This is a genomic window from Comamonas testosteroni, assembly GCF_014076415.1.
Lineage (GTDB): Bacteria > Pseudomonadota > Gammaproteobacteria > Burkholderiales > Burkholderiaceae_C > Comamonas > Comamonas testosteroni_F.
This window is the reverse complement of sequence record NZ_CP043568.1, coordinates 2,172,211-2,184,165: the sequence shown is the minus strand read 5'-3', so window position 1 is coordinate 2,184,165 and position 11,955 is coordinate 2,172,211. Positions and strand designations below refer to the sequence as shown.

At 60.6% G+C, this 11,955-nt stretch carries 11 protein-coding genes; 5 read left to right on the top strand and 6 right to left on the bottom strand.

The genetic code is table 11. The annotated features are described in order from the left end of the window. The first annotated feature begins 102 nt into the window (after positions 1–102). The 3 genes from F0P97_RS09980 (at position 103) to F0P97_RS09970 (ending at position 3,036) form a co-directional block, all read left to right on the top strand. Complete coding sequence (locus tag F0P97_RS09980; RefSeq protein ID WP_182286578.1) at positions 103–1,287, top strand: lipid-transfer protein; 1,185 nt, start codon at positions 103–105, stop codon at positions 1,285–1,287. 187 nt (positions 1,288–1,474) lie between these two features. Next, positions 1,475–2,257: an enoyl-CoA hydratase/isomerase family protein gene (locus tag F0P97_RS09975; RefSeq protein WP_182286577.1), complete on the top strand. Its 783-nt coding sequence runs from the start codon at positions 1,475–1,477 to the stop codon at positions 2,255–2,257. Between the two features lie 134 nt (positions 2,258–2,391). Continuing rightward, complete coding sequence (locus F0P97_RS09970; RefSeq protein ID WP_182286576.1) at positions 2,392–3,036, top strand: 3'-5' exonuclease; 645 nt, start codon at positions 2,392–2,394, stop codon at positions 3,034–3,036. A gap of 72 nt (positions 3,037–3,108) precedes the next feature. Here F0P97_RS09970 and F0P97_RS09965 read toward each other — a convergent pair whose 3' ends face one another. Continuing rightward, a complete protein-coding gene (locus F0P97_RS09965) occupies positions 3,109–4,305 on the bottom strand; it encodes a sensor domain-containing diguanylate cyclase (RefSeq protein ID WP_182286575.1) in 1,197 nt (398 codons plus the stop codon). Positions 4,306–4,513: 208 nt separating this feature from the next. Here F0P97_RS09965 and F0P97_RS09960 point away from each other — a divergent pair, with 208 nt between their 5' ends. Further along, positions 4,514–5,791, top strand: coding sequence for an O-acetylhomoserine aminocarboxypropyltransferase/cysteine synthase family protein (locus tag F0P97_RS09960; protein ID WP_182286574.1), 1,278 nt, complete (start codon positions 4,514–4,516; stop codon positions 5,789–5,791). 24 nt (positions 5,792–5,815) lie between these two features. Here the strand turns inward: F0P97_RS09960 and egtB are convergent, their stop codons facing one another. From egtB to F0P97_RS09940, 4 genes are all read right to left on the bottom strand, one after another. Continuing rightward, complete coding sequence (gene egtB, locus F0P97_RS09955) at positions 5,816–7,126, bottom strand: ergothioneine biosynthesis protein EgtB (RefSeq protein WP_182286573.1); 1,311 nt, start codon at positions 7,124–7,126, stop codon at positions 5,816–5,818. Further along, complete coding sequence (gene egtD / locus F0P97_RS09950) at positions 7,113–8,045, bottom strand: L-histidine N(alpha)-methyltransferase (RefSeq protein ID WP_182287159.1); 933 nt, start codon at positions 8,043–8,045, stop codon at positions 7,113–7,115. The genes egtB and egtD overlap by 14 nt, the downstream gene beginning before the upstream one ends. 480 nt (positions 8,046–8,525) lie before the next feature. After that, positions 8,526–9,140, bottom strand: a complete 615-nt coding sequence (locus tag F0P97_RS09945) for an OmpW/AlkL family protein (protein ID WP_003080665.1) — start codon at positions 9,138–9,140, stop codon at positions 8,526–8,528. Positions 9,141–9,343: 203 nt separating this feature from the next. Next, entirely contained in the window at positions 9,344–10,363 is a 1,020-nt protein-coding gene (locus F0P97_RS09940; protein WP_182286572.1) for a DUF808 domain-containing protein, read from the bottom strand. Between the two features lie 143 nt (positions 10,364–10,506). On the opposite strand from F0P97_RS09940, the gene F0P97_RS09935 reads away from it, so the two are divergent. Continuing rightward, the gene (locus F0P97_RS09935; RefSeq protein ID WP_182286571.1) at positions 10,507–10,716 is read left to right on the top strand and encodes a hypothetical protein; all 210 of its coding nucleotides are present in this window, start codon (positions 10,507–10,509) and stop codon (positions 10,714–10,716) included. Between the two features lie 33 nt (positions 10,717–10,749). Here F0P97_RS09935 and F0P97_RS09930 read toward each other — a convergent pair whose 3' ends face one another. Beyond that, complete coding sequence (locus F0P97_RS09930; RefSeq protein WP_182286570.1) at positions 10,750–11,955, bottom strand: VWA domain-containing protein; 1,206 nt, start codon at positions 11,953–11,955, stop codon at positions 10,750–10,752.

Sequence of the window (11,955 nt, the reverse complement as noted above, 5' to 3'; positions counted from 1 at the left end):
CATCATGAGGTCTTTTGACATGTCGACGATGTACTCCGCAATGGGCAAATGCAAGAGGTTTTCCTAGCATGGCTGCTGTACCAACCCTTTGCAGGAGCCCCCATGAGTCGCGATGTGTTTGTTGCTGGTGTCGGCATGATTCCGTTTGCCAAGCCTGGCAAGAGCGATCCCTATTCCCAGATGGGCTCAACCGCGACGCAACTGGCGCTTGCCGATGCCGGCATTTCCTATGCCTCGCTGCAGCAAGCCTATGTGGGCTATGTGTACGGAGACTCCACTGCCGGCCAGCGCGCGCTGTACGAGGTCGGAATGAGCGGCATCCCCATCGTCAACGTCAACAACAACTGCTCCACTGGCTCCACCGCGCTGTTCCTCGCACGCCAGGCCGTCGCCAGCGGCGCTGCCGACTGTGTGCTGGCCCTGGGTTTCGAGCAGATGAATCCCGGCGCACTGGGATCGGTCTACACCGACCGACCCAGCCCGTTTGACCGCTTCGATGAAGCCACGGACGCACTGGTCGGCAACGGCGAAGTGCCTCTGGCACTGCGTTATTTCGGAGGGGCAGGCAAGGCCCACATGGAACAGTACGGCACCAAGCTGTCCACCTTTGCCAAGATTCGCGCCAAAGCCAGCCGCCATGCGGCACGCAATCCACTGGCACTGTTCCGCACCGAGGTGTCGGAGGAGGAAGTCATGGCCGCGCCCATGCTGTGGCAAGGCGTGATGACCCGACTCATGGCCTGCCCGCCCACCTGCGGCGCAGCGGCCGCCATCGTGGTGTCCGAGGCCTATGCACGCAAGCACGGACTGGACCATAGCGTGCGCATTCGTGCCCAGGCCATGACCACCGATGGCCCTGAAACCTTTGCGGCCCAGGATATGCGCGAAGTCGTGGGCTTCAGCATGGCCCGCAACGCGGCCCGGCAAGTCTATGAGCAAGCCGGCATCGGCCCTTCGGATGTGGATGTGGTGGAGCTGCACGACTGCTTTGCCCACAATGAACTGCTGACCTATGAGGCCCTGGGACTGTGCCCCGTCGGCGGGGCTGAGAAGTTTGTGCTTGATGGCGACAACACCTACGGCGGCAAATTCGTCACCAATCCTTCGGGCGGTCTGCTCTCCAAGGGCCACCCGCTGGGTGCCACTGGTCTGGCTCAGTGCACCGAACTGGTCCAGCAACTGCGCGGCAAGGCCGAGCAACGCCAGGTGCCAGAGGCACGCCTGGCCCTGCAGCACAACCTGGGCCTGGGTGGAGCCTGCGTGGTCACTCTGTATGAGCGCGTCTGAGGACAGCGGGACATGGTCGCCGAAACAAGGACGAGGCATGAGCTGCGTGCCACCGAATGCAGCCTGAACCGAAGCAAGAGCATGTGCGCTGCCAGCTTCATCAATTCACCCACATTGTCCAAAGTCGCAAGACGCCAAAGAGCGTCTTGGCCTTCTTACGGACTCCATATGAAAGAAAGGTCACCTGATGTCTGATCTGGTTCTCTGGGAAGTTCGCAACGGCGTAGGTCATGTGGTTCTGAACCAGCCCGAGCGGGGCAACGTGATCAGCACGGCCATGGCTCACGACCTGAAGGCAGTGGTACAGCAGGCCTGCAACGCAGATATCGGCGCCCTGCTCATTTCTGCAAGCGGTAAACAATTCTGCGTCGGAGGTGACATCAGTGAATTTGGCGTACATCGAGAGCAACTGGCACCGTTGATCGGTGCCATGCTGGATGTGCTCAATCCAGTCATGCATCAGCTGGCCAGCTTGCCGCTGCCGGTCATCAGTGCCGTGCAAGGCCCTGTCGGAGGCGGCGGCATCGGGCTCGCACTGTGTGCGGACCTGGTACTGGCCAGCCGTCACATGTTTTTACGCGGAGGGTATTCGGCCATCGGCCTGAGCCCGGATCTGGGTGTATCGGGCTATCTCACCCGCCGTGCCGGCGCTGCCAGGGCCAAATACATTCTGATGAGCAACCGCGCTATCGCGGCCGAGGACTGTCTGCGCATGGGCCTGGTCGACGAGGTGCACGATCCCGAACAGCTGCTCACGGCGGCCACCGCGCTGGCCGAGGAGCTTGCCGGCGGCCCCACCAACTCCCTGGCGGGCATCAAAAACCTCTGTGACTCGGCACACCGGCAGGACCTTCAGCAGCAACTGGGTGCCGAGCGCGAAACCATGCTGGCCTGCGCCCGCTCCGGCAACAGCCTCGAAGGCGTGACGGCCTTTTTGCAAAAGCGCAAGCCCGTGTTTAAGCATCGCTGAATCGATTGCCTGTTTTTTAGGCGCAACATGCAAAGCCTTGCCAGTCAAGGCTTTGCGCATTTATTCCGATATTTACCCACAGGCCAGACCACATGTTCTGGGGATAAGCACGAAGCTGGTGTGTAATCACCGGCATGCCCCGATTGATTGCTCCCAGCAAGGACGAAAGTGCCCTGCTCCCTCCGTTTCTGGAATTGCCCGAACATGCAATCCACATTCCGCAGTCCGAAGCCGAATTCGAGACTGCCTTCAAGGCCATGAATGCCGAACCCGTGCTCGGCTTTGACACGGAAAGCAAACCCATCTTCAATATTGGCCAGCAAGACAACGGCCCTCATCTGGTGCAGCTTGCCACGGCCAGTCAGGTCTGGCTGCTGCAGCTGCACAGGCCCATGGCTCTGGAAGTATCGCGCATGGTGCTGGCTGCAGAACATATCTGCAAGGTCGGCTTCGGGCTCGATAACGACAAACACTCCCTACCCCGCAGGCTGGGGGCGCCGCTGATCAATATTCAGGATCTGGACAGTCGCTTCAAGCGGCTCGGCTATGGCCCATCGGTGGGTGTGCGTGCGGCCGCAGCGCTGGTACTCCAGCAGAGCTTTCGCAAGTCCAAGCGCACCACCACCTCCAACTGGGCTGCCACGGAACTCAGCCCGGCCCAGCGACGCTATGCCGCCAATGACGCCCATGCTCCAGTCGTGATCTATGCCCACCTGCCCGCCTGGGAAAGCACAATACCCGTCCTTCCCCGACGCGGTCCCAGGAGTCCGAGGTCGTGAACGTTCAAGCCTCAGATCGCGAAAAGAACCCAAACCGCAAAGCGCCATGGGCTCTGCGCCTGATAGCGGGATTCAGGCAAACATTTTCCATTGCAGCTCGCTCTCGTCTTGCGCAGAGCTCATGACACAATCCCGCCCCGCCTTCTTGGCCTTGTAGAGCAGCGCATCAGCCCGAGCCAGTGCCTGCTCGAAGTCCTGCGCGGAACTGAGTGCAGCAATGCCAAAACTGGCTGTCACCCTGAGTTGCGCAGCCAATCCTCCGAGCGCCTGACTTTGCAAGCGCTCACGTACACGCTCCACAATGGCTTGCGCTTCGAACAGCTGTACTCGTGAGAGCAGCAAGAGAAACTCTTCTCCGCCGAAGCGGGCAACCAGATCGCAGTCTCTGACCTGCTGAGTCAGCAACTGTGCCAGTTGCTGCAGCACCTGATCGCCGGCCGCATGGCCCCAGTTGTCGTTGATGTATTTGAAATGATCGATGTCCACGGCAACCACGGCCCAGGGCACCAGCCGCTGATCGGCCAAGCGCAACTCTGCGGCCTCCATGAAGGCACGACGATTGAGCAGGCGCGTCAAAGAGTCACGGTTGCGCTCTTCGCGCAATGTCGTCATCACGTCCCTGACCGAGCATGCCAGCAGTCCTACGGCAAACCACATTGCAAACAGAAGCGCTATGGCCTGGGTGAGCAGCCAGTATCCAGATCGGGTCAGCTCCTGCACTTCGTGAACGGGCAACAGACTAACGGCCGCCGGCCTGAACAAGGCATAGCAGACGTTGAGCCCATAGGCCCAGTGCACGCCACGCTCCAGCCAGTCCTTTGACGAATCGGCCTTGAGAAACGCCGGCATGGCCAGGGTCAGCTGCAAGGCCATGGCCAGTGCCAGGCACTGCACGCGGACCCACAGTTCATTTTCGATCCGGGAAAAATAGTACAGCACGGACAAGGCGACGACCGCCACCAGAATACCGCCTGGCACACTCGCTCCTGCAGACCCCAGCCGCAAGGAAACCCCTTGCGCCAGCGACCAGGTCCCCAGCAGGTACAGACATGCCGTGGCGATTGCAAACTGGCTCAGCTGTGCATTGCTCATCAGGCTTTGCGCAGCCAGAGCCGTTGCGAGCAGCACATAACCGCCCACCAGCCAGAGCAGGAACAGCGCACGCGGCTGTCGGCGCTGCACATACCAGCAAGCCAACAAGGCAAGCCCGAACAGCACCACGCAAGCCGGCGCAATCAAGGCAAAGTACAAATCTGCAGGCTGGCCCAATTTAGGTTCTCCGCGCAGGAAACTGTGAATTCAACGTCGTCCATTCTCCGGCGAGAAGTATCTCCAATATTCCAATACAGCGCTCGCTTTCACTCTGGCATAAGCACATAGCCATTAGGTCGTTCTCCTAAGTCAGCGTCCTGCCCATAATCAATGACGCCAACGCTCTGGCTGCGGCGTTCGAATAACCTGCCAAAGAGACACACACATGCGCATAGAGACACTCGCCGTACATGCCGGCTATTCCCCCGACCCCACCACCAAGGCGGTGGCCGTGCCCATCTACCAGACGGTGGCCTACGCGTTTGACAGCGCCCAGCATGGCGCCGATCTGTTTGATCTGAAGGTCCCGGGCAATATCTACACGCGCATCATGAATCCCACCACCGACGTGCTGGAAAAGCGCGTCGCGGCGCTCGAAGGCGGCATTGCCGCACTGGCCCTGGCATCGGGCATGGCTGCCATCACCGCAGCTATCCAGACCCTGGCCGAAGCGGGTGACAACATCGTATCGGCCAGCACGCTCTACGGCGGCACCTACAACCTGTTTGCCCACACCTTCCCGCAGCAAGGCATCGAGGTACGCTTTGCAGATCCACGCGATCCGGCCAGTTTCGGCAAGCTGATCGACGCCAGGACCAAGGCGGTATTCATCGAATCCATCGGCAACCCGCTGGGCAATGTGACCGATATCCGTGCGCTGGCCGATGTGGCCCACCAGCATGGCGTACCGCTGATCGTAGACAACACCGTGCCCTCTCCCTATCTGCTGCGCCCGTTTGAGCATGGCGCGGACATCGTCGTGCATTCGCTGACCAAATACCTGGGCGGCCACGGCACCAGCGTTGGCGGGGCGATCGTGGACAGCGGCAAGTTCCCCTGGGCCGAGCACAAGGCCCGCTTCAAGCGACTGAACGAGCCCGACGTCAGCTATCACGGCGTGGTCTACACCGAAGCGCTTGGCCCCGCCGCCTTCATCGGCCGCGCCCGCGTCGTTCCGCTGCGCAATATGGGCGCCGCCATCTCGCCGCAGAACGCCTTCCAGATCCTGCAAGGCATTGAAACCCTGGCTCTGCGCATGGACCGCATCTGCGATAACACGCAGAAGATTGCAGAGACACTGCAACAGCACCAAAAAGTGGAATGGGTGCGCTATGCAGGCCTCAAGGACCACCCTGACCACGCCATCGTACAAAAACAGTCTGGCGGCCGTGCATCGGGCATTCTGTCGTTCAGCCTCAAGGGCAGCGAAGGCCGTGCCGCCGGAGCACGCTTTCTGGACGCCTTGCAGCTGTTCACGCGCCTGGTCAATATAGGCGATGCCAAGTCGCTGGCCACCCACCCCGCTTCAACCACGCACCGTCAGCTGGATGCGGACGAACTGGCCAAGGCCGGCGTGACCGAAGGCATGGTGCGCCTGTCAGTGGGCATCGAGCATATTGACGATCTGCTGGCCGACCTGAACCAGGCGTTGGAACAGGTCTGAAGCGGCTGCGTCTGGCGCGCGACTTCAGGCATCGCGCGCCAGACGCAGCCCCGTCATCTGCCAGCGAGCCGTTGCGGGAAAGAAGTTGCGATAGGTCAGCCGCGCATGACCGGCAGGCGTGAGGCAGGAGCCGCCGCGCAGCACATACTGGTTGACCATGAATTTCCCGTTGTACTCCCCCACGGCACCCTCGGCCACGCGAAAGCCCGGGTAGGCGGCATAGGACGAATGCGTCCACTCCCAGACCTGGCCGGTTGCCACCCCATGATGATCGCCTGAGACTTCAGGATGCAGGCTGGCATGACCCACAGACGAGGACACAGGCCAGTCATGCGCCCCCATTGCCACCTCCCACTCCATCTCCGTCGGCAGGCGCGCACCGGCCCAGCGCGCATAGGCATCAGCCTCGAAGTAGGAGATATGGCAGGCAGGCCTCAGCGCATGCAGAGCCGTCACGCCATACAAGCTGAACTCCTGCCAGCCCGCATCACGCGCACCATCTTCAGCTTGCCTCCAGTACCAGGGGTGGCTCAGTTGCTGGACCTGGCACCAGTCCCAGCCTTCGGCCAACCACCATTGAGGCTGACTGTAGCCGCCATCCAGCACAAAGCGCAGAAACTCGCCATTGTTCACGGGCCTCGATGCAATCTGCGCAGCTTGCACATAGACACTGTGCCTGGGCATTTCATTGTCAAACGCAAAGCTACCGCCACCATGACCTATGCTGTAGATGCCCGCCTCAACTGGCAGCCATGTGAGATCAGCATAGGCCTGCATGAAATTCTCCTCTGCCATCCCATCTGACGCATAAGCAGGCCAGAGCGGGTGACAAGAAAGCAAATGCTTGATATCGGTGAGCATCAACTCCTGATGCTGCTGCTCGTGCTGCAAGCCCAATGCGACGAGCTGAGCAACAGCCTGCTGCGTCGTCGGGCTTTTCTCTTTCATGACGGCCATCAGCGCCAGCATCTGCTCATCCACCACAGCGCGATAGGCCATGACCTGCGCCAGAGCAGGTCTGGTCAGCAAGCCCCGCTGGGCTCTGGGATGGCGTGCACCCACCTGCTGGTAATAGGAGTTGAACAGCATGCGAAAACTGCCGTCAAAAGCCTGATGCCCTGGCTGGTGCACGGCCAGTACAAAGGTTTCGAAGAACCAGCTGGTATGGGCCAGATGCCATTTGGCAGGACTGGCGTCCGGCATGGATTGCACGCAGGCGTCTTCTGCAGACAAGGGCGCAGCCAGCTTTTGCGTGCAGGCCCTCACCCGCTCGTACTGCTGCGCCAGCACTATCCAGTCCCTGGCAGCAGGCGCCATGGTTTCAGGCATGGGCATGAATGACGGCAAACCATTGCTGCTCATCGGTCCAGACCCTGGGTTCGGCAAATCCCGCGCAAGCCAGCATGGAGAGGAAATCGGACAGCGGGTATTTGTAGCTGTTCTCCGTATGGATGGTCTCGCCCTGAGCAAAATAGCGCAGGCCCTGAGGCCAGCACACCATGACGGGGCGACGGGCGCGCAAATGCATCTCTATCCGCGATGTCTGGCTGTCGAAGCGCGCCTCATGCGCCCAGTCCTGAAGATTGAAATCGCTGCCAAGCAGACGGTTCACATGATTGAGCACATTGAGATTGAATTCGGCTGTGACGCCCTGCCCATCGTCGTAAGCGGCTATCAGAACCGGTACCGGCTTGGGCAGATCAATGCCAATCAGCAGCCCGCCGTCGCCCCCCAGAAGTGAATGCATATGTCCGAGCATATGCAAAGCCTGCTGCGTATCAAAGTTGCCGATCGAGGAGCCAGGATAGAACAGTTCACGCCGCGTCTGTGGCACACCTGACGGCAAATGCCAGTCCCCCGTGAAATCCGCTGCAACCGCACGAGCCGCAAGTCGCGGAAAGTCATGCTCCAGCCTGGCCACGGCGGCCTGCAGAAACTCGACCGCAATATCCACTCCCAGAAACTGCTGCGGCCCCACACTGCGGCACAGGCGTCGCACTTTTTCGCAATTGCCTGCTCCCAGCTCTATCAACACCTGGCAACCCGCCATGGCCTGGGCGATCTCCAGGTCGTAGCGGGCCATGATGGCAGCCTCGGTTCTTGTGGGGTAGTACTCGGGCAGCTCGGTTATCTGCTCAAACAGGGCGCAGCCATGCGCGTCATATAGGAACTTGGGAGAAATCTGCGCCTGCCGCTGCATCAGCCCCTGCGCCAGTTCATAGCGCAGATGCGTCGGGGGGGCATATGCCTCCATGAAGGTGCAACCCTCGCCCTGAAGCGGTGGAGGTCTCAACGAGGACGCCAGGGGCAATGGAATGCGCCCTGCGCGTGATGCAAACTCTATCGATGCTGCCTGCCTGTCGGGTGTCGCGCGCATGCTGATCCTCCTGAAGAGCTGATCGCGCGATGCAGCCATTGCCCGCGCCATCACTGCCAAGCCTGCTCTAGACCCTCAGCCTAGCGCAGCCGACAATCGGCAGAAGTAGGACTGAAGCCAGCGATCCTTTTACTGCATGCGCATGCAGCAATGCTGACAAAGTCAATACTGGCCAAAGAATTCAGCAAAAAAATCGGTATCCCGCGCTGGCGGAATACCGATCTAAACATACACCCTAGCCTCCGAAATCATCAGGCCATGCCGACCTGCTGACTCCGATGCACCGCAGAGCCTGCGGTGCGTGCCTCGCCTGCGGGAAGAAGGCCGCAGACGAGAACACTCTTTGCCGTGAAGCTATCAGAAGCGATAGCCCACGCCCACACCCACCAGCCATGGGTCAACCTTGAACTTGGTGTTTTCAAACACGCCTGCACCTGTGACCTTGGTACCCAGATACACCTTCTTGATGTCGAAGTTCAGTGACCAGTTCTTGTCCAGCGCATAGTCGAAGCCAACCTGCAGCGCGCCGCCAAAGCTGTTCTTCTTCACGGTCACGGCACCATCCAGGATGTCCACGTTCGAGAAGCGTGTGTAGTTCACGCCCGCCCCCACATAAGGCTTGAAGGCCCCAAAGTTGGTGAAGTGGTACTGCGCCAGCAAGGTGGGGGGCAGATGCTTGAGCGAACCGATCTTGCCGCCATTCAGGCGCACATCATGCTTTTGAGGATAGGTCAGCACCAGTTCTGCCGCGATGTTGGGCGTGAAGAAGTAGGACACGTCCAGCTCAGGCATCCACTTGTTGTTGATGCTCACGCCTGCGTCTCCGGCAGCACCACCGTTGTCGCTGTCCAGATGCAGAGCGCGCACACGAACCTGCCAGGGGCTGGAGCCGTCAAACGAAGATTGGGCAAAAGCGGTACCTGCGGTCAGGGCGCTGGCAACAGCAGCAATCGCGATCAGAGTCTTTTTCATGGGTTCTTTCCTTGAAGAATTGGGTGAGTGCAATGCTTTGCATCCCTTGGCATCCATTGAAACAAAGCCACTGCCACACGGGTTTGTCCCAGGTCAACCCGCGCACCAACACCGCAAAGAAAAAAGCGGACGTTGCCCATCGGCCACGTCCGCCCAAGATACTGATGAAGCGCAAAAATTTGCGTCAACAGTGATGGTAGTCGTCAATTCGGATGAGCCACCCTGGCTGGCCGCAGCTTGTGCCACAACTCCACGCACACCACTACCGCACCGCCAATGACGGCCCCAACAGCCACATGCACCAACACCGGTCCCAGCGCTGCCACAATACCGCCCGTGGGCACGATCACCTGCTCTATCCAATGTTCGACCGGCTCTATGCCGTGCACCAGCAAGCTACCGCCCACCATGAACATGGCAGCCGTGCCCACAATGGACAGCCCTCGCATCAGCCACGGGGTAAAAGCAATCAGACCACGGCCCATGGCCTTGGCAGCGCTGCTGCCCTTGGCCATCAGCCAGCCGCCCACGTCATCCATGCGCACGATCCCGGCCACCAGTCCGTAGACGAACACGGTGATGGCAAGAGCCACGGCGATCAGCACCGAGGCCTGCTCCCAGATGGGCTTGGCAGACACCGTACCCAGCGCAATCGCCATGATTTCGGCCGACAAAATAAAGTCCGTGCGCACGGCCCCCTTGACCTTCTGCTTTTCATACTCCATCGGGTCCATCTGCTTTTCACGTGCGGCTCGCACCGATGAAGGCGCAACACCTTTATGGGCCGCCTCCTCAGCATCCACCACGGCGTCATGCGCGTCATGCTCTGGGTGCTTGTGAAACAGCTCAAGGATCTTTTCCACGCCTTCAAAGCACAGAAAAGCGCCTCCCACCATCAGCAAAGGCGTGATCAACCAGGGCACAAAGGCGCTGATCAACAGTGCCGCCGGCACCAGGATGGCCTTGTTCATCAACGAACCCTTGGCCACCGCCCAGACCACTGGCAGCTCCCGGTTGGCCTTCACTCCCGTGACCTGCTCGGCATTGAGAGCCAGATCATCGCCCAGCACGCCGGCCGTCTTCTGCACCGCCACCTTGGTCTGTGTGGCCACGTCATCGAGAATCGCCGTGCTCTTGCCCGCAGCGGTCTTGGTCATCAAAGACACGTCGTCGAGCATGCTTGCAATATCGTCTAGCAGCATCAAAAGGCCGGCACCTGCCATCGCACTCCCCAGTTGGTTTCAATGTCCATCATCATGCCTGCAAACCGTGCAGCGACTGCGGCAGGAAGTTGCCAATCGCCTAGGCAATCAGCACGGCAAAGGCTTTGCAGCGACAATGAGCGCCCTCATCGAACGGAAACCCTGTGACTCAAGCCATCGCTCATGCCGAACTGATTGCCAGCTACCGCAAACTTGCCGCAGAGGCCGCCAAGAAGGCGGAACTGGTCAAGGCCGCAGCGGGCAAAGGCCCCAAGACCATTGCGACGGTCAGCGAAACCGCTGCCAAGGCCGCGCGCCGCCGCGATGTGATGGCTGCCAGGCTGGCCAGGCTTGGTATCGATCTGCGGGACTGAGCCCCAACAAGCAGCCTTCTTCGGGCGGTCTTCCTATTTGCTGGTCTTGAAGCCCTGCGTCGCCGCCCAGGCGGCCACATCGTCGCGGCGGATGGCCGCGGCCATGAGCTGCGGAAACGCATCGGGAGTGCAAGCAAACGAGGGCACGCCCAGTGCTGCCAGCTTGGCCGCCAGTTCCGCGTCATAGGCCGGTGCGCCCTCGTCGCTGAGCGCCAGCAGCGTGATGAACTGCACGCCTGCTTCCACCAGCTCGTTGGCGCGGCGCAACAGGCCCGACTCCACACCGCCCTCGTAAAGGTCGGAGATCAGCACCAGAATGCTGTTGCGCGGCTCGCTGATCAGCCCCTGGCAATAGCCAACCGCACCATTGATATCGGTGCCGCCGCCCAGTTGCACGCCAAACAGCACATCCACGGGGTCGTCGAGCTTTTCCGTCAGATCGACCACGGCCGTATCGAACACCACCAGCTTGGTGGCCACGGCCGGCAGGCTGGCCATCACCGCACCGAAGATGCTGGAATAGACCACCGAATTGGCCATGGAGCCGCTCTGGTCAATGCACAGAATCACCTCGCGCTGCGGGCGGCGCGCCTTGCGCCCATAGCCGATCAGCGTCTCTGGAACAATGGTCTTGTACTCAGGCTGCCAATGGCGCAGGTTGGCGCGTATGGTGCGATTCCAGTCGATTTCGGCATGACGCGGGCGGCGGTTGCGCTGGCTGCGGTCCAATGCCCCGGCCACGGCACTGCGCATGGGTTCCTCGAGCTTTTTCATCAGCTCGTCCACCACCTTGCGTACCACCAGCCGCGCAGTGGCCTTGGTGTTCTGCGGAATCACCGAGCCCAGCGAAATCAGGTCCGCCACCAGATGCACATCGGGCTGCACGTTCTCCAGCATCTCGGGCTGCAGCAGCAGCTCGCGCAGATTCAGGCGCTCCATGGCATCGCGCTGCATGACCTGCACAACCTGGCTCGGAAAGTATTTGCGGATATCGCCCAGCCAGCGCGACACCGAAGGTGAGGAGTTGCCGCGTCCGCCCCTGCGCGATGCCAGCTTGCTGTCTTCCTCATACAAGGCCGCCAGCGCCTGATCCATCTCCTGCAAGCGGCCTGTAACACCGCCGCAACTCGCGTCAGCGGGGCTGCCCAGCACCATGCGCCAGCGCTGCAGCCGCGTGGTGGGCTGCAGCTCTTCGGATTCCTGTTGCGGCTCGGTTGCCAAATTTGCTGTCTGCTTCAT

What these genes read in the sequence shown, in the direction of transcription:
- F0P97_RS09980 (WP_182286578.1), top strand. Translation starts at nt 103, where the DNA reads ATGAGTCGCGATGTGTTTGTTGCTGGTGTCGGCATGATTCCGTTTGCC.
- F0P97_RS09975 (WP_182286577.1), top strand. Translation starts at nt 1,475, where the DNA reads ATGTCTGATCTGGTTCTCTGGGAAGTTCGCAACGGCGTAGGTCATGTG.
- F0P97_RS09970 (WP_182286576.1), top strand. Translation starts at nt 2,392, where the DNA reads ATGCCCCGATTGATTGCTCCCAGCAAGGACGAAAGTGCCCTGCTCCCT.
- F0P97_RS09960 (WP_182286574.1), top strand. Translation starts at nt 4,514, where the DNA reads ATGCGCATAGAGACACTCGCCGTACATGCCGGCTATTCCCCCGACCCC.
- egtB (WP_182286573.1), bottom strand. Translation starts at nt 7,126, where the DNA reads ATGCCCATGCCTGAAACCATGGCGCCTGCTGCCAGGGACTGGATAGTG.
- egtD (WP_182287159.1), bottom strand. Translation starts at nt 8,045, where the DNA reads ATGGAGGCATATGCCCCCCCGACGCATCTGCGCTATGAACTGGCGCAG.
- F0P97_RS09945 (WP_003080665.1), bottom strand. Translation starts at nt 9,140, where the DNA reads ATGAAAAAGACTCTGATCGCGATTGCTGCTGTTGCCAGCGCCCTGACC.
- F0P97_RS09940 (WP_182286572.1), bottom strand. Translation starts at nt 10,363, where the DNA reads ATGGCAGGTGCCGGCCTTTTGATGCTGCTAGACGATATTGCAAGCATG.
- F0P97_RS09930 (WP_182286570.1), bottom strand. Translation starts at nt 11,955, where the DNA reads ATGAAGCAGACAGCAAATTTGGCAACCGAGCCGCAACAGGAATCCGAA.